Raw genomic sequence first — 17063 nt, 5'->3', positions numbered from 1 at the left:
TTTTAGTTAACCAACAGTCTTGCAAGCGACACTTTTAAAACCATAAAAATCAGCATAAGCTTGATTATCATAAAGATCTTTATTAGGTGTAATATCATCAATAAAAACAGTTGGTGATATATAATCAACTATACACGGTAATGTTGGATCAGCAACTCCCGAATGTTGATATTGTTCTACTAAAACATCACGCTTTTGCTCGAAGTTATAAAAAAACAAGCTCATACTAAATATTAAATATAATTGTGCTACCAACAGTAACACAAATATCGGACTTAGCTTTTTGAGAGCTACATATAGTTTAATAACAAATAAACTACTATGACTATAAATTTGCATATAAGCAGCCATAAAAAATATCGCATAATAAATAAGTAATACTCTTTGATTTAGATCGTATGACTTTGCCACTGGCACTAATACAAACAGTGATAATACAAGTGCTGCAGAATATACAACTATTGATAGTTTTTTGAAATTTTTATTAGTGAAAGCTAATATTAAAAAGATCACAATCATAATCAACAGTATAAGCGTATACTGTGGCGTAAATATTAGCTCACTTATCAAGCGAGTAACATTTTGCAATAGTGATGACTGAACTCCTGATGATAAATGATCTAACCTTGCATAGTTTCCAGGTGCTGTTATTAATACAATCCCTCCGACTCCACACGCCACAAAAAAAGCAACAAGCGTATCGTTTATAACTTTCTTTGTTAGCACTCTTTCAAAAAAGTATGCTAGACAAAGTAAAATACTGACACATACAAATATCTCATTATATAAACCAATAATCGAGCCAATAAATAAGCCAAGCAACATGCTATTTTTATTTTTGACTATAGAGAAATAGTATAAAACAGTAAGTAATGTTAATCCCCAAAAGTACTGAATAGCTCCTGTTTTCCATAGGATATTTGCCATAAACCCTGTTTGATAAAAGACAAAAACAAAGAAAAAACTATATATAACAAAATCTTTAGATAATATTCTACCTCGATCATAAGTGACTATTTTGAAGGTCAGCAACATGAATATATAAAATGCTATCGAATTAACCACATTGACTATAAATAGTGACAAAGTTATATATGTTTTACTCATCAGGAAGTAGATTAAAGCCTGAGCAGAAACTCTACCTGTCCAAGTAAAATAATCAGCCTGAATAGAGTGAACCATAATTATTAACCCCTTTACCAGGGTATCCGTATTCGCTCTACCAAAATCATCTGCTCTCATTGGTTGCAGATAATTTAGAAGCAAAAAAAATGCAACTATAAAAACCGATATAGTAGCGATAATAAAATAATTCTTTTTCATAACTTACTAATAATCAAAAAGGTACGCAAATGTACCATAAGTGTATTATATTTGGGATACTAATAAAAGCTGACTGTAAAAGTAGAACTAACTAAGAGTGCCTTAAGTTGCTTCTATAAAAGAACTAACCATCAAGAAAATCTGTCTTAGGCTTAGCTTCTCTTTTGTAGATATTTCTGTGCTTTAATATTTCTTTTTTTTGTGATTCCGACTTCTGTGGGTTAGCTTTATCGAATTCCTGTAAAAACTGGTCTATTTCACTCACATAGGCTCTATCTTTTTTGTTATCGAACAAGTGAGCCAAACGCAATATAAGCTTCATCATACGACGACCTCTCCTAAAATACTAAATATAAATTATCTTGTAGCTTGTGTATAATTATACTAAACTAAACATCAAAGTCATATACAAAACATTAAGCTTTTAAGTATTAGCAGATTATGTTGAGTCAAAAACCAAAGATAATTGGTATATTCTTAATGTTTTTAAGCATCACTATGCTTAGTCCATTATTAGTTGACTACATATATGCCGAAAAAAATGCCTATCCTTATATTTTAAGCTTTGCTGTGACCTTTTCATGTGGCTTCTTTTTATGGTTTATCTCCAGGAACACCCAAAAAAAACTTTCGAATAGAGATGGGTTTTTGATAGTAACTTTAGTTTGGATGTTTGTGACTGTATTTGGTGCTATTCCTTATATGTCATTTCCTGGCTTAAACCTCTCATTCACTGATGCTGTATTTGAATCAGTCTCTGGCTTTACAACTACGGGTGGTACCGTAATTGAAGGACTAGACAAACTACCACACAGTATACTATTTTATCGTCAACAAACTGAATTTTTTGGCGGTATGGGAATTATCGTTTTGTCAGTTGCCATCTTACCACTTTTAGGTGTAGGTGGTATGCAGCTATATAAAGCTGAAATATCTGGACAATGGAAAGATGACAAAATCGCTCCAAAAATTTCAAGTACTGCCAAAGCTCTATGGCTAGTATATCTATTGCTAACATTCCTATGCTTTATTTCTTATTTATTAGTTGGCGTAGATCCCTTTAATGCTATATGCTACACATTCTCAACTGTATCTACAGGAGGATTTGCTCCATCTGACTCAAGTATGGCTGATAAACCTTTTGGAATGATTCTAGTTTGTGGTATTTTTCTTTTCTTAGGTGCTACTAGTTTCAAAGCACACTATATAGCTTTATCAAAATTCAAGATAAGTCACTATTTCAAAAATGTTGAATTTAAAGCATATTTTTATTTTATATTTTTTGCGTCTTTTATAGTATGTATAACAATGATTGCTCACACTGATGACCTGTCTAATGTTTTTAGCATAGTTACAAATAGTATTTTTCAAGTGATATCAATATCCTCTAGTGCTGGTTTTGTTTCTGATACGAACTACTACTTATGGCCTAGCTTCTTACCAATAATGCTAATGTTTATTGGAATAATTGGTGGTTGTGGTGGCTCAACCGCCGGTGGCTTGAAGATGATTCGTGCAATTCTTTTTAAGGAAAAAGCTATTCTAGAAGCTAAAAGAGTAATTCACCCTCAAGGAGTATTTACTGTTAAGCTTGGTGACATCCATATCTCTGAGCAAGCTCTAAATAGAGTATCAGGATTTATTTCCGTCTATATTATAATTTTTGCTGGTGGCTGGTTAGCTTTATTAGGTTGCGGTCTAGACGTCACTACAGCATTCTCCACTATCGCAACTACGCTATCAAATGTCGGTCCAGGTTTAGGAGAAATAGGCTCTAATTTCAAGAACCTTCCCAAAGAGGCTCTATGGATATGTGATTTTGCAATGATTGCAGGACGTCTTGAGATATTTACTATTTTAGTATTATTCATGCCAGATTTTTGGAGAAAGTAGAGCTAGAGTCCTCCAGAAGCAACCAAATAAGACAGATTCCCTATTTTGTCGTACTCAGTATTATTAGCATAGACAACAATTTTATAATCAATATTAGAATCTTCACCCTTACATTCAAGTTTCAGTAACTCATTACTACCTGACAAGTATGACTCAAAAGAACTAGTTTTGCTAATCTCTTCTTTTTTGCCATCTTTATTCATAGTATAAATAAACTTACAGCCATAATTATCGCCAATATATACGTTAACCAAAAACTGAGTAGGCTTTTTGTCAAGAATATTGTAAATACCTCTAGGCGTATTTTCGAACTTAAAGCCGTATATATTATAAGCTATCTGTTTTTTCTTTGAATAACCATGTTTTATGACAGGAAGCGGTTGACCTTGATAGCCATCATCAGTTGCACAACTGGTTAGTAGCACAAAAAATACCGATAAAACCGAAACTATTAAAAAATTTTTAGAGAAAATTTTATTTATTTTTGAATTCACAACATAATATAAATTAGTAATTCATACGTAAAAGAATAAACTTAAAAGACAAAAGAGGCAATAATTTACGGTGATTTAAAATGATTTAAGAATTTACTCTTCTGTATCTACTTTTTCTTCTTGCTGCTGCTTTTTGTATTCGTAATAATCTTTCATAGTCAAACCTTTTGCTCTAAACTCAGCTTTCTCAGCAATCTCATCAAGACGTTTTTTAGAGTACTCAACATGCTCAGGAGCATAATCCTCAACCGGTTGACCTTGTAGATTAAATCGCTGTTTAAGCTCAAAAACAGCTCTATGATAGCGTGTATCACCAACATATCGGCGCAATACATTTCTAAGAACCATTTTATCTACAGGAGCGAAATGCTCATTTTGATAAATTATTTCAATTTCTTCGCTTATACCAATTTTTAGTGGCTTTTTATTGATCGGATCAAAACATTTTGGAAAACGATGACATAGCCACTTAAATAGCTTAGCTTCTTCTTTTTGTCTTTCTTTTTCAACATCAACAGTAACTACAATTTCTTGAGCATCTTCTAGTTGAGGATTCTGTAGCTCATTTACTGTCTTGTTGTTTATCCTATGACCATATTGTGGAATACGTATAAAAGAGGTATCTCTATCTTCTACTTTCTTAGCAGGAGCTTTAGGAGTATTTTTACTCTTAGAGATATTCTTATCTCTAGCTTGCTTCATTCTAGAAGCCTTCTCTTCTATCTTAGATGACCCACCTAACAATGATTGTAACAATGAAAAATCGTTTAATTTGTTTCTACCTTCAGACATTTCTTATTTTATTAATAGTTATATAGGGTAAACCCTGTGTATACTTGGTTTATATCGTACTACAAAACTAATATATTTAGCAAGTAATAAAACATCAGTAATATTTTTTTTAACATCGATATGAATTAATATTGACAATTTAACTAAATTACATATAATATCAATCATCTTTTGTGGCTATGTAGCTCAGTTGGTTAGAGCACAGCATTCATAATGCTGGGGTCACTGGTTCAAGTCCAGTCATAGCTACCACAAGTTTTTCTCTTTATTTTCAATGCCTTCAGCACACCAGATAACCATAAAAATAAAACCCTGAAATACTTACTAGGTAACAAATAGGTAACAATAAAGTTATTAAAGATGTTTGATTATCTTATCTTCTAAGCTAACCTATCAGTAGCAATATGGTAGTCTTTATCCTCTAATATATTTAACTCAACAAGATCACCTGCCTTACCTAATAAAGTTTTACATTCTTTATTTAAATGACGTAAATGCAAGTTTTTACCTAGTTTTGTATATTCATCTGCGACCCATTGAATAGTATCTATCGCTGATTGATCTGCAACACGTGAGTATTTAAAGTCTATAATCACTTCTTGAGGATCTTTATCAAATTTAAATAATCCTCTAAAACCTGTTGTAGAACTAAAGAACAATGGTCCATGAATAATATATTCTTTCTCTCCAGCATCATTGGTTTTTTCTTCTGCCCATATGTTTTTAGCTGTCTCCTATGAAAACACTAATGAAGCTATTATAATCCCAACAATAACAGCTATAGCCAAATCAAACATTACTGTAGTAACAGTAACCACCACTATTATTAACACATCTTTTTTAGGAACACGACGCATCATTTTAAAAGATGCCCATTCAAATGTTTCTATAACAACCATCATCATCACACCAACTAAAGCAGCTAAGGGAATTATCTTGATTAATGGCATTGCAACTAGAATAAACACTAACAAGAAAATACCTGCTGTAATACCCGATAAGCGACCACGACCTCCAGAAGAGATATTAATCATACTTTGCCCAATCATAGCACAGCCACCCATTCCTTTGAAAAAGCTAGACACTATGTTTCCTATACCTTGAGCTATACATTCTTTATTGCCTTGACCACGAGTTTTAGTACGCTCATCAATAAAAGCTAAAGTCATTAATGATTCTGATAAACCAATAATTGCCAAGATAAAAGCATACGGTATAATTATTTTTAATGCTTCAAGAGATAAAGAAATATGTGGAAAACTAAAACCATGAGAAACACTATCTCCACTCATTGCCATTAGACTACCAACAGTTGGCAAACTAATACTTTTTGGGAATGGAACAAATATTACGATTAATGTAACCACTATAATTGCTGTAAGAGCTGAAGGTAACAGCTTTGTAAATCTCGGCAAATAATGAGTAATAACCATAGCTAATATTACCAATCCTAACATAGCCCAAAGGCTAGAGCCACTGATCCATATAGATGGTTCTACCCCTGGTGGTGTGATTTTGAATGACTCAACTTGTGCTAAAAATATAACGATAGCTAAACCATTAACAAAGCCCACCATCACAGATTTTGGCATCATTCGGATAAACTTACCAAATCCTAACACTCCTATGATGACTTCTATAACACCTGTAAGTAATACAGTTGCCATCAAATAGCTTAGACCTGTTACGGGATCACCAGGAAACAGCAACATAATAGAAACCATCACAACAGCCATTGATCCAGTAGCACCTGATATCATACCAGGACGACCACCAAATATAGCTGTAATAATGCACATAAAAAATGCGCCCCATAACCCAACAGTTGGGTTAACGCCTGCCACTAAAGAAAAGGCAACCGCCTCTGGAACTAAGGCTAAAGCTACAGTTAAACCAGATAAAAAATCTATTCTAAATACACCTCCATGTGGTAATAAAAAATTATTAATACTTTGTCTCATATTTTATAAACCTTGAATTATTTGAAAAATAATAAGCACAATCATGCTTATCACTTAAATAGCAATTAACTAATAAATATTATTTGAAATGAAAAATGAATAAACTAAGGCGGAGTAATAAGTTTCATCATTAACTTATTTTATCAGGTTTGAATTAATTATAATAATTTCTATTTAACATTTAAACCTTACTGTTATTAATTATTTGAAATATTTTTTCTGTATCCATAATGCAACATTTACTAAAGAGATAAGTACAGGAACCTCAACTAAAGGCCCAATTACTCCAACAAAAGCTTGTATCGAATTTATTCCAAATACTGCAATAGCAACAGCAATAGCTAATTCAAAATTATTTGACGCTGCTGTAAAACTTAATGAAACAGATTGCTCATAAGTAGCTTTATACTTATAAGATAACCAAAATGATACAAAAAACATAATCAAAAAGTATATAGCTAATGGTATAGCTACCTTTATTACTTGGATTGGTAACTGTACAATAGTTTCTCCTTTAGTAGCAAACATCAATACAATTGTGAAAAGTAATGCTATTAATGTAATTGGTGAGATTTTCGGAATAAAAACGCTATTATACCAGGATTCACCCTTCTTAGATATCAAGATAACCCTTGTTAATGCACCAGCTAAAAATGGAATACCTAAATAAATAGCTACATTCTCAGCAATATCAAACATACTAATATTCACTATTTGAGATTCTAATCCAAGAAGTTTTGGTATAAGCGTAATAAATATATAAGCATAAGCTGCATAAAAAAGTATTTGAAATATAGAATTAAAAGCAACTAATGCAGCACAGTATTCTTTATCTCCTCTTGCTAATTCATTCCAAACAATTACCATAGCTATACATCTAGCTAGTCCAATCATAATAAGACCAGACATAAAAGCTGGTTCATTATGAAAGAATATAACAGCTAGAACAAACATTAATACTGGTCCTATCAACCAGTTTTGTACAAGTGATAAACCTAATATTTTTTTATCTTTAAAAATAATAGGTAGACTAGAATATTTTACTTTGGCTAATGGTGGATACATCATAAGTATTAATCCTATCCCTATTAACCAATTACCACTACCAGAACTAAAACTATTAATAAAATCCTGCGATTGGGGTATAAAATAGCCTATAAACACTCCTACAGCCATTGCAATAAATATCCATAGAGTCAGAAACCTGTCTAAAAAACCTAGTTTTTGCATATTTGCTCCTTAATTTTAGTATTTTTTAATATTTCTATAAAAAGATCACCTTTATTATTAGTCATTTCTAAAAAAAGTTGATTAAGTATATTTTTATAAGAAACATCAATATCATTAGCAAGCTTATAAAACACCCACTTACCTTCTTTACGAGAGACCAAAAGATTAATGTTTGCAAGGTTTTTTAGCTGGATTGATAAAGCGCCTTGCGTAAGTGGAATAATTTGCATTAACTCACAAACACATAACTCCCTATCCTTTAATAAAAATAAAATACTTAATCGATTTTTATCTGCTATTGTTTTAAGAAAATTTACTACCTTATCCATTTATATATTTAAATTTGTAAATATATTGGTATTATAGTTATATTACTAAATAAATTCAAATACTCATTATGAATATTTTATTTTTATGCACAGGCAACTCTTGTCGCAGTCAAATGGCGGAAGCGATTGCTAAAGAATTATACCCGGAACATAACTTCTATTCTGCAGGAGTAGAAATACATGGTATCAATGAGTTTGCTAAACAAGTATGTGAAGAAATAAATCTAGATTATTCTAAACAGTTTAGTAAACATTTAGATAGTTTAGCTAATATTAAATTCGATTTAGTTTTGACTGTTTGTGATAATGCAAAAGAAACCTGTCCTACATTTTTTGGATGTAAAAATATAATTCATCATTCATTTCAAGACCCTCCAAAGTTAGCAGAAGGATTAGATGGTGAGCAAAGGTTAAATATCTATAGAAAAGTCAGAGATCAGATAAAACGATATCTTCAGACTGACTTTGTAAAATATTTATAGGTTTTAAAAATGCATTTTTTAATATTTTTAGGCTCTGTAAGACAATCAACCCCTCCTTCTCCAATTAGATTAGGTCATAGAGTAGCTTTAGCATGCGAGAAATACTTTATAGTGAATACTACACATAGTGTAGAAGTTGTTGATCCTTTGGATTTTGAATTAGAGAGAATATTTAAACCACATTTTGCTTATCACAAAAATAAAGTTCCTCAAAATCTAGATTTATTGGCTCAGAAAATAAAAAATGCTGATGGTTATGTCATGATAAGTCCTGAGTATAATCACACAATTAGTCCAGCTTTAACAAACTTACTTAATCACTTTGGTAGCTCATTATTTTCTTATAAACCAAGCGCTATTGTGACATATTCTGCTGGGCAATGGGGTGGAGCAAGAGCAGCTGTTTCTATGCGAACTTTTTTATCTGAACTTGGCTGTTTACCAGTATCTGCGATGATTCATATCCCAAAAGCTCACGAAGTCTTTTTAGAAAATGGTGACTTAATAAACAACCATGAATCTTGGCAAAACTATATGGGAAGATCATTTTTACAATTAGAATGGTGGGCTCAAGCCACAAAGGAGTTAAAGCAAAAGTTAGATCCTGAAAAATTGACTCCAAGTATGAAGAAAGATCCTTCACAAAGGAATGCTCCCCAATAACAGGTTTACTTACCCATTAGTAAGTTTACGTAAATAATATTTAGCTAATAGTATCAAATAAATTAATATTGATATAAATACAACATTAACCCCATAATATCTAAATAAAATAGCTCCTAAAATAGAGCCTCCTATAAAAGATAGTATAAGAACCAAATATAATTTAATTTTCCACACAGGCTCATCTCTATATTTCAACCACCTAGCTATTGATATACCTAAATCTGTCGTTGTTCCTGTCATATGTGTTGTTCTAATTATAGCTGTTCCATAATGAGTTGTCATAGCATTCTGTGCACCCATTAAAAATGCTAAAACAAAATCACTATATTGCTTTTCAAGTCTAAGCAATATTATGGCTACAGTTATACATATCAATTGTATTAATATAATAAATACATATCTTATATCTTTCTCAAACCTCTCTCTACATGTAATTAAACTACTAGTAACTGCTCCAAATAAAAAAAACAATATTAGTAAGATCATTCTACAGAATAGAATCAGATCATCATCATGTAAATAAATAGAAGCATTAGAAATATTTCCTGTTACATACCCTACTGAATTATGTAAAAAACTCATTAGAGTAATAACATTTATCAATCCTCCATTTAAAGGAAGCAATATCGCGGATAGATATACCCATAAAGATGGTTGTTTAATGGTGTTTTTCATTATATTAAACTCATAAAATATTGATTAAGCTTTATTTTTATTAACTAGTTAGCAGGAAAACACTAGACAATTTCACACCATTAATTATATATAATTTAATTAACTAAGGAAAATAGAAACGCTAGTTGATTTAGATAGCCCTGAGGCTATATAAATCTTTTACAATAGCGTTTCTAAATATTAATCATGCGAAGCATTACGCATTGCCCACCGTCGGCCCGATAGGGTTGACCAACGGGTTTCACCAGTGAAACGTGAAGGACTTAGGCTAGCAAACTTGTTACTGTGCCCTTAGCTTGCGACAGGGTGCTTTGCTCTGCTTGTTTAAGTACAGTATCTGTCGCAATCTTTTGCATATCTGGTGGATAGCCAAATTGTCTGAGAGTTCTTTTGACTGTAACTCTAAGCTTAGCCCTCACAGATTCTTTTTTAGTCCAATCAATAGAAGCTGATGATTTTAAGCGATTAAATAACTCTATCGCTAGTTCTCGCAACTTGTCAGTCTGCATAATCTCTTTAGCACTCTCATTATTTGCTACTGCTGTATAGAAAGCATACTCATACTCTGTCAAACCTAGCTTTTGATACTCTGTATCCATGTTTTTAATTTCTTTAGCTTGGTTTATTAGCTCATCTAAAAACTCAACTGATGAAATAGCCTTGCTATGATAACGGCGAATCGAATCCTCGAGCATCTCTTTAAGAGTCTTTGCTTGGACTAGATTAGTTTTAGAGCGAGCTTTTATCTCTTGGTTTAGAAGCTTTTTGAGTGTTTCTAAAGCAATGTTCTTATGCTTATAATCTCTAACTTCAGCTAGAAACTCATCTGATAATACTGATATATCTGGTTTTTTGATACCGCTTGCATCAAATATATCTATAACTTGATCTGTTACTAGAGCCTTATCAATAACTTGGCGAATAGCTGTCTCTATCTGCTCATCAGTTTTGCCTGTTCCTGTAGAGTCAAATTTTGCCAATCTTGCTTTAATAGCTTGGAAAAATGCTATCTCATCTTTGGCATCTACTGCCTCATCATGTGGCATAGCTATTGCAAAAGCTTTTGATAAAGCTGTCACTTCATTTACAAAGCGTTTTTTACCATTTTCTAAGCCTAAAATAAAATCCTCTGCTTCTAAGATAATAGCTAATTTCTGCCTTGTATCAGCATCAAAGTATTTCTCATAGTCAAAACCATGAAACATTTGTGAGACTACTTCTAATTTCTCAAGCATTAGGCTAACTGCTTTTTCTTGTGTCTGTGCTGGATCACCTTTACCACCACTATCACTATAGAAAGATAGAGCTTTTTTAAGATCACTTGCTATACCTAGATAGTCAACTACCAATCCTGCTGGCTTGTCTTTGTAGACTCTATTAACTCTTGCTATAGCCTGCATTAGATTATGACCTTGCATAGGTTTATCGATATATAGAGTATGCATAGATGGTGCATCAAAACCTGTTAGCCACATATCACGGACTATTACTAGTTTTAGCTCATCTTTAGTATCTTTCATACGGTTTGCAAGATTACGGCGTTGTTGCTTGCTTGTGTGGTGTTGCTCCATTTCTGGCCCATCACTAGAGCTAGCTGTCATTACAACTTTTATAACACCTTTATCCAAATCTTTATCATGCCATGCTGGGCGAAGTTTGATAATCTCATCATATAATCTAACAGCTATTCTACGACTCATAGCAACAATCATAGCCTTGCCATCACAGACTTCTTGGCGAGCTTCAAAATGATTAACAATATCATTAGCTACTTCTTTGATACGATTCTCAGCACCAATTAGAGCCTCTAGCCTTGTCCATTTTGCTTTTGTCTTTTGTGATTCATCTAACTCACCGATCTCGTCATCTAGTTCTTTGACAAGCTCTTTGCCCTCTTCACTTAGATTTATCTTAGCCAAACGAGATTCATAATATATCGGCACAGTTGCACCATCATCTATAGCTTGTGATATATCATAAATATCAACATAATCACCAAAAACCATAGGGGTGTTTTTATCATTCGCCTCAACTGGGGTACCTGTAAAGCCTAGATATGTAGCATTAGGTAGAGCATCACGCAGATATTTAGCAAAGCCATAAACTGTCTTTTTACCGATGATATTACCTTGTTCATCCTTATCATCTACAGTCTTTGCACTAAAGCCATATTGGGTACGGTGTGCCTCATCTGCTACTACGATAATATTATCTCTTGCTGATAATGTATCGTAAACATTACCCTCTTCTGGTTGGAATTTTTGGATAGTTGTAAATACAATACCACCACTTTCTACTTTAAGTAGCCTTTTGAGATCTTCTCTAGTGTTAGCTTGCACTGGAGTTTGTCTTAGAAGGCTTTTTGATGCTGCAAAAGTATCAAATAACTGATCATCAAGGTCGTTTCTATCTGTAATAACTACTATAGTTGGGTTATTTAGTGCTAGTACAGCTTTACCTGTATAAAAAACCATCGATAGCGATTTACCACTACCTTGAGTATGCCATACTACACCACCTTTTTTATCACCATCTTTGTGGCTAGCTTGTAGTGTTCTCTCAAGAGCTTTATTAACTGCATAATATTGATGATATGCTGCTAACTTCTTGATTGTGAAAACTTGAGTTTGTCCTTTCTCATCTTGCTTTTTATCTTTCTCAAATACGATAAAGTTTTTGATAAGATCTAATAAGGTTATAGGATTTAGCATCCCTAAAATTAGAGTTTCTAATTGTGGTACTAGTTTTGAACTCTCAGCTATACCATCACTAGACTTCCAAGTCATAAAACGGCTAATATCAGCTGAAATAGTCCCAGCCTTTGCTTCTAACCCATCACTAATCACACAAATAGCGTTATATCTAAATAAGCTTGGAATAGTTGCCTTATAAGTACGAATTTGGTCAAATGCTGATTTGATAGTTGCATTTTCATCAGTAGCATTTTTTAGCTCTATAACTACCAATGGCAAACCATTGACGAAAATAATTAAATCTGGGCGTTTATTATTATCATTCTCAATAATAGTAAACTGATTCATTACCGTGAAATCATTATTACTAGAGTTATCAAAATCTATAAGTTTGACAATCTCGCCTCTAGTCGCACCATCTTTAGTATATTCAACCTTGATACCTTGAGTAATATATTGATGAATAAGCTCATTATCAGCTAAAAGCTCATCAGAAGAAGTACGCAAAAGTTTTTTGATAGCATCATCTATTAAATTTGGCTGAATTTGTGGGTTAATTTCTAGAAGCTTATCTCGCAGAAGATTTTCTAATACCACATCTGAAAATGTAGCTCTAATAGGATTATCAGTATCTGGTGCTACATCAGGAGCATATATATAGTTATAGCCCTCTGACTTAAATAGATCGATTGCGTAGTTTTCTATATTGTCTTCTTTCATAAATAAAACTCTGTTACATTTTCTTTAGTTTTTTTGCTGTGCTATCTATATATTCAACAAAATCTTTTTCAACCTTCGTCAATTCATCTTTTGTTTTATTCTTATATAGAGAATATTCTTTATTAGCTTTTTCAGTAGCCATCTTGTGACTTATTTTACCAGCATCTTCTAAAATTGAGTTTCCAGTCATTTTCAAAAAGTCATCTAACTTAGAAATCCAATCAGCCATATACATTGGTTTTTGGTTTAGTGCTTGTAACTCCGCCATTTCAATATAAGCTGTAACTATTCTATTTAATATATCTAGTTCCTTTTCGTTTAGATAGTTCTTAGCTACATTAGTTTCTGCCTTTGTTGGATGATTACCTTTAAAGTTTGTCAATCCCATATTAGGTTTTGAGCTATTTGCTCTTTGATAAATAATTTCAGCAGCTGTATTGCCATGAGCTGCCCAGTGCATTTTATTTTGCACTGTTTGAAAAAACTTGATAGATGTTTCAGTTTTAGGGTCATAGTCTATACTAGTTGCATAGATATCTAAAACTTTTCGCCAAAAAACTTTTTCACTACTGCGAATATCTCTAATACGAGCAAGTAGTTCCTCAAAATAGTTTCCACCACCAGCCTGTTTTAAAAGCTCATCATTCATAGTAAACCCTTTTACTATATATTCTTTTAACCTCGCAGTTGCCCATTGGCGAAACTTGGTACCTTGTAATGACTTAACTCGATAGCCCACTGAGATAATCACATCTAGATTGTAATGCTTAACTGGTTTATCAGAATGAGCAAAGTGCAAATTTTGCACATTGCTTTTTTCATCTAATTCACCTTCTTTAAAAATATTGTTAATATGCTTGGTTATAACTGTTCTATCTCTTTGAAAAAGATCAGACATCTGTTCTTGAGATAACCAAACAGTTTCATTTTCTAATCTTGTTTGTATCTTAGTCTTACCATCTTCTGTTTGATAAATTAATATCTCTGAATTACTTTTCATTTTCACATCCTTTTACACAAACCTTACTTTAAGCTCATCTCGTAAGTACAACACCACATTTTCCAAATTAGTTTTGATATCTCTGTCTAGTATGCGAATAACCTTTAGCCCTAAGCCCTCTAAATAGCCTTGTCTAATAGTATCATACTCTTGTTTATCATCATGACTAGAGCCGTCGATTTCTATTACGACATTTATATCAGCACTATAAAAATCCACTATATAATTACCTATTATTTTTTGTCTATCAAAGTCAAACCCTAACAGCTGTTTACTTTTTATTCTCTGCCACAATAGTACTTCTGATAAATTGCCAGCTTTGCGTAGCTCTTTTGCTCGTTGTTTGAGCTTTGGATTATATGGTAATGTAAAATACTTTTTCGTGTTTCTCATAATTTTTCTATGTTTTTGTAAAAAACTACCCCGTCAGTCTAGCGACTGCCACCCCTTCACAGAAGGGGAATATCCTAAATTTTAGCTAGTACCAAATTCCCCTCCCGTGGAGGGGTGCCGACTTGTCGGTAGGGTGGTTTCTTACCACATCACACCCTCACCTGTCCGCTCATCAATTTAGGTAATAAAGTATCTCTAGTTTGTTCTAGTGTTTTTATTTGTTTTTGGTTAATTTCTAATTTTTCTATGATTGGCTGAATTTTTTTATTCATATTTTCAAGCACATTATCACTAGGAACAAAACATAAAGCATTATCTAAATCTTTTCTTTTAATATGTCCCATAGTTGTAGCATGAGCTTGAGATATAGAAATAAATCTATCCAAATGGTACTTACACCACTGATAATAAAACCATTTTGGATAATTTTCTGATGTTACTTTAAAAAGATGTTGATTTAGAATACATTTCTCACCATCCCATATTTTTACAACCAATGAAGCTGACCAAGAAAATATAACATCTCCATTTTCTATAATATACTTACTATCAACATCATTTGAAGCCCAATCAGAACTATCACTAATGCCAGCTTTTAAATCTTTTATTTTTAAAACTGGTAATTTATCAATATCATTTTTAGGTGGAAACTTTTGACAAGCTAAGCCATTTAAAAAATCTGCCACCTCACTCAAAGGCACCTCTCCCCACCCCTCATCAGCTTTTTCAACAAACCACTCTCTAAAAAGAGTCTGTGCCATATCTTCTAAGGTTTGGTTTTGTTGATGGAGTAAGTCAATTTTATCATCAAGGCTAGATAGCACTTCGGCTATGGCTTTTTGTTCGGCTAGTGGTGGGAGATTGATTTCAAAACTTGCAAACTGCTTAGCATTAGCTCCAGGCTGAGCAGAACCTCCTTTAATTCCTCCAACAAAACCATCCCATATCTCAGATTGTAAATAGTAACCAATATAATTAGGGATTACTATACTCTTATCTAGCTTATATCTAATTAAATACGAGGCAAAAACAGCATCCTTACTATCTTTTATTACTTTATTGTAACCTGTTGTTGCTCCTGTTCTAGCTATTACTAAGTCTCCTACATCCAACTTATATTTTTCTTTTTTTAGTTCATCAACCTCACAAAATGGAACATTTTTCCAGTTAATTCTACTTGGAACAATATCTGTAATTCGTAAAAATTTAGTACCAGTGTTTTCAAAAGTAGCACTTGCAGTATATCCATATGATATATCTGTCGATATCTCACCCAACTTACATTCTTTCCAGCTCTTTGGTAATTCTGAATTACTCATTAGCCTCTCCCTCATATAGCATGTTCATTACTAGTTTAATTATTATCTCTTTTTGGCTATGGGCAGATTGCGCCACTAGTAGCGCTATAGAAGCTAGAGCATTGTCATTTATTTTAGTCTCGCCGTTTGGTTTATATAAGATGCCATTCTTGTGCAAAAACAATACAAAAAGATAAGCACCTATGCGTTTGTTACCATCATTAAATGGATGTCCCTTGATAATGTAATATAGTAAGTTTGCAGCCTTTGCCTCAACTGAGGGTAAAAGATCCTCACCTGCAAAACTTTGATAGATATTTTGTAAATTACCCTTTAGCTCGCCTGCTTTTTCTTGTCCAAAAAGTTCTGTAGCCTCGCCTTTGGCTATTAGTGTACTTTTTAGCTCTGCTATGGCTGCTTTAGCCTCATTAAATCCAAGTATAAATTTTGACTCTTTAGTTTGTGTAATCTCTTCTAAGCTTTGATCATCGTAGCCTTGTAAAAGTGCCCAGCTCTTAGCATAGTTAGATACTATCTCTACAAAACCCTTTGCCTCATCTGTACCTATAGCATTATTTTGTAAGCTTTGTTTTATAAGCTGTATAGTTTGCTCTAGCTCTTGTAGTTTTTGTTGCTTGAGTTTGTCTTTGTTTAGTGCATAGCCTTGTATCAAATACCTATTTAATACATCAGTAGCCCATTTTCTAAACTTAGTTGCTTTCGCTGAATTTACTCTGTAACCAACAGATATAATCATATCAAGATTGTAATAGTTTATTTTTCTATTTTTGCCATCTTTTGCAACCTGTTCCAAAATGGAACAAGTTGAATTTTTATCTAATTCATCACTTTTATAAATATTGGCTATATGCTTAACTATTGCTGGACGATTTACACCAAATATAGATGCTATATCATCAGCATTTAGCCAAATTGTTTTATCTTCTATAGATAGCTCTAGTTTGACATTACCATCTTCATAAATAACTATATCACTCATATATAACCTTTATTTGGTCATTCTATGGCTTGACCATAGAATCCATTTTTACATCTATATTATCACTTTGTCTATGGATACTACGGTCGGTGCCGTAGTATGACATTTTTGTAC

General features: G+C 32.7%; 17 protein-coding genes and 1 tRNA gene. 4 read left to right on the top strand and 14 right to left on the bottom strand.

Annotated elements, in window-relative coordinates; translation table 11 throughout:
- Window positions 1-6: 6 nt before the first annotated feature.
- Both F7308_RS01560 and F7308_RS01555 read right to left on the bottom strand, forming a co-directional pair.
- Complete coding sequence (locus tag F7308_RS01560; RefSeq protein WP_013922096.1) at window positions 7-1323, bottom strand: DUF6056 family protein; 1317 nt, start codon at window positions 1321-1323, stop codon at window positions 7-9.
- A gap of 124 nt (window positions 1324-1447) precedes the next feature.
- Complete coding sequence (locus tag F7308_RS01555) at window positions 1448-1648, bottom strand: CBU_0585 family protein (protein WP_004286565.1); 201 nt, start codon at window positions 1646-1648, stop codon at window positions 1448-1450.
- Window positions 1649-1761: 113 nt separating this feature from the next.
- Here F7308_RS01555 and F7308_RS01550 point away from each other — a divergent pair, with 113 nt between their 5' ends.
- On the top strand, window positions 1762-3216 hold the full coding sequence (locus F7308_RS01550) for a potassium transporter TrkG (protein ID WP_149377251.1): 1455 nt from the start codon (window positions 1762-1764) through the stop codon (window positions 3214-3216).
- Between the two features lie 2 nt (window positions 3217-3218).
- On the opposite strand, the gene F7308_RS01545 is transcribed toward F7308_RS01550, so the two are convergent.
- Both F7308_RS01545 and F7308_RS01540 read right to left on the bottom strand, forming a co-directional pair.
- Window positions 3219-3710, bottom strand: a complete 492-nt coding sequence (locus F7308_RS01545; RefSeq protein WP_013922094.1) for an FTL_1709 family lipoprotein — start codon at window positions 3708-3710, stop codon at window positions 3219-3221.
- A gap of 93 nt (window positions 3711-3803) precedes the next feature.
- Window positions 3804-4502: a ProQ/FINO family protein gene (locus tag F7308_RS01540; protein WP_041263581.1), complete on the bottom strand. Its 699-nt coding sequence runs from the start codon at window positions 4500-4502 to the stop codon at window positions 3804-3806.
- A gap of 175 nt (window positions 4503-4677) precedes the next feature.
- On the opposite strand from F7308_RS01540, the gene F7308_RS01535 reads away from it, so the two are divergent.
- Window positions 4678-4754, top strand: a tRNA-Met gene (locus F7308_RS01535).
- Window positions 4755-4882: 128 nt separating this feature from the next.
- On the opposite strand, the gene F7308_RS10455 is transcribed toward F7308_RS01535, so the two are convergent.
- The 4 genes from F7308_RS10455 to F7308_RS01520 all read right to left on the bottom strand — a co-directional run bounded on the left by F7308_RS10455 (window position 4883) and on the right by F7308_RS01520 (window position 8022).
- On the bottom strand, window positions 4883-5161 hold the full coding sequence (locus tag F7308_RS10455; RefSeq protein ID WP_332244778.1) for a sodium-independent anion transporter: 279 nt from the start codon (window positions 5159-5161) through the stop codon (window positions 4883-4885).
- A gap of 75 nt (window positions 5162-5236) precedes the next feature.
- Entirely contained in the window at window positions 5237-6463 is a 1227-nt protein-coding gene (locus F7308_RS01530; RefSeq protein WP_013922092.1) for a SulP family inorganic anion transporter, read from the bottom strand.
- A 201-nt stretch (window positions 6464-6664) separates the two neighbouring features.
- Window positions 6665-7693: an ACR3 family arsenite efflux transporter gene (gene arsB, locus F7308_RS01525; RefSeq protein WP_013922091.1), complete on the bottom strand. Its 1029-nt coding sequence runs from the start codon at window positions 7691-7693 to the stop codon at window positions 6665-6667.
- Entirely contained in the window at window positions 7681-8022 is a 342-nt protein-coding gene (locus F7308_RS01520; protein WP_013922090.1) for an ArsR/SmtB family transcription factor, read from the bottom strand. The genes arsB and F7308_RS01520 overlap by 13 nt, the downstream gene beginning before the upstream one ends.
- A 68-nt stretch (window positions 8023-8090) precedes the next feature.
- Between F7308_RS01520 and F7308_RS01515 the strand changes: the two genes are divergently transcribed.
- Both F7308_RS01515 and F7308_RS01510 read left to right on the top strand, forming a co-directional pair.
- Window positions 8091-8504: an arsenate reductase ArsC gene (locus F7308_RS01515; protein ID WP_041263580.1), complete on the top strand. Its 414-nt coding sequence runs from the start codon at window positions 8091-8093 to the stop codon at window positions 8502-8504.
- Between the two features lie 9 nt (window positions 8505-8513).
- Window positions 8514-9167 (top strand): NADPH-dependent FMN reductase, encoded by a 654-nt coding sequence (locus F7308_RS01510; RefSeq protein WP_013922088.1) that lies wholly within the window; start codon window positions 8514-8516, stop codon window positions 9165-9167.
- 9 nt (window positions 9168-9176) lie between these two features.
- Here F7308_RS01510 and F7308_RS01505 read toward each other — a convergent pair whose 3' ends face one another.
- From F7308_RS01505 to rhuM (F7308_RS01480), 6 genes are all read right to left on the bottom strand, one after another.
- Complete coding sequence (locus F7308_RS01505) at window positions 9177-9845, bottom strand: YoaK family protein (RefSeq protein WP_013922087.1); 669 nt, start codon at window positions 9843-9845, stop codon at window positions 9177-9179.
- Between the two features lie 263 nt (window positions 9846-10108).
- The gene (locus F7308_RS01500) at window positions 10109-13258 is read right to left on the bottom strand and encodes a type I restriction endonuclease subunit R (RefSeq protein ID WP_013922086.1); all 3150 of its coding nucleotides are present in this window, start codon (window positions 13256-13258) and stop codon (window positions 10109-10111) included.
- Between the two features lie 13 nt (window positions 13259-13271).
- Window positions 13272-14258, bottom strand: coding sequence for a virulence RhuM family protein (gene rhuM / locus F7308_RS01495; protein WP_013922085.1), 987 nt, complete (start codon window positions 14256-14258; stop codon window positions 13272-13274).
- A 12-nt stretch (window positions 14259-14270) separates the two neighbouring features.
- A complete protein-coding gene (locus tag F7308_RS01490) occupies window positions 14271-14651 on the bottom strand; it encodes an endonuclease domain-containing protein (RefSeq protein ID WP_013922084.1) in 381 nt (126 codons plus the stop codon).
- Window positions 14652-14800: 149 nt separating this feature from the next.
- A complete protein-coding gene (locus F7308_RS01485; RefSeq protein ID WP_013922083.1) occupies window positions 14801-15970 on the bottom strand; it encodes a restriction endonuclease subunit S in 1170 nt (389 codons plus the stop codon).
- A complete protein-coding gene (rhuM, locus tag F7308_RS01480; protein ID WP_013922082.1) occupies window positions 15963-16949 on the bottom strand; it encodes a virulence protein RhuM/Fic/DOC family protein in 987 nt (328 codons plus the stop codon). Before rhuM (F7308_RS01480) ends, F7308_RS01485 begins: the two co-directional genes overlap by 8 nt.
- Window positions 16950-17063: the final 114 nt, after the last annotated feature.

The sequence above is a fragment of the Francisella salina genome (assembly GCF_000219045.1).
GTDB classification, from domain to species: Bacteria; Pseudomonadota; Gammaproteobacteria; order Francisellales; family Francisellaceae; genus Francisella; species Francisella salimarina.
This window is presented reverse-complemented; position numbering and strand designations above follow the sequence as displayed.

What these genes read in the sequence shown, in the direction of transcription:
- F7308_RS01560 (WP_013922096.1), bottom strand. Translation starts at nt 1,323, where the DNA reads ATGAAAAAGAATTATTTTATTATCGCTACTATATCGGTTTTTATAGTT.
- F7308_RS01555 (WP_004286565.1), bottom strand. Translation starts at nt 1,648, where the DNA reads ATGATGAAGCTTATATTGCGTTTGGCTCACTTGTTCGATAACAAAAAA.
- F7308_RS01540 (WP_041263581.1), bottom strand. Translation starts at nt 4,502, where the DNA reads ATGTCTGAAGGTAGAAACAAATTAAACGATTTTTCATTGTTACAATCA.
- F7308_RS01530 (WP_013922092.1), bottom strand. Translation starts at nt 6,463, where the DNA reads ATGAGACAAAGTATTAATAATTTTTTATTACCACATGGAGGTGTATTT.
- arsB (WP_013922091.1), bottom strand. Translation starts at nt 7,693, where the DNA reads ATGCAAAAACTAGGTTTTTTAGACAGGTTTCTGACTCTATGGATATTT.
- F7308_RS01520 (WP_013922090.1), bottom strand. Translation starts at nt 8,022, where the DNA reads ATGGATAAGGTAGTAAATTTTCTTAAAACAATAGCAGATAAAAATCGA.
- F7308_RS01515 (WP_041263580.1), top strand. Translation starts at nt 8,091, where the DNA reads ATGAATATTTTATTTTTATGCACAGGCAACTCTTGTCGCAGTCAAATG.
- F7308_RS01510 (WP_013922088.1), top strand. Translation starts at nt 8,514, where the DNA reads ATGCATTTTTTAATATTTTTAGGCTCTGTAAGACAATCAACCCCTCCT.
- F7308_RS01505 (WP_013922087.1), bottom strand. Translation starts at nt 9,845, where the DNA reads ATGAAAAACACCATTAAACAACCATCTTTATGGGTATATCTATCCGCG.
- F7308_RS01500 (WP_013922086.1), bottom strand. Translation starts at nt 13,258, where the DNA reads ATGAAAGAAGACAATATAGAAAACTACGCAATCGATCTATTTAAGTCA.
- rhuM (WP_013922085.1), bottom strand. Translation starts at nt 14,258, where the DNA reads ATGAAAAGTAATTCAGAGATATTAATTTATCAAACAGAAGATGGTAAG.
- F7308_RS01490 (WP_013922084.1), bottom strand. Translation starts at nt 14,651, where the DNA reads ATGAGAAACACGAAAAAGTATTTTACATTACCATATAATCCAAAGCTC.
- F7308_RS01485 (WP_013922083.1), bottom strand. Translation starts at nt 15,970, where the DNA reads ATGAGTAATTCAGAATTACCAAAGAGCTGGAAAGAATGTAAGTTGGGT.
- rhuM (WP_013922082.1), bottom strand. Translation starts at nt 16,949, where the DNA reads ATGAGTGATATAGTTATTTATGAAGATGGTAATGTCAAACTAGAGCTA.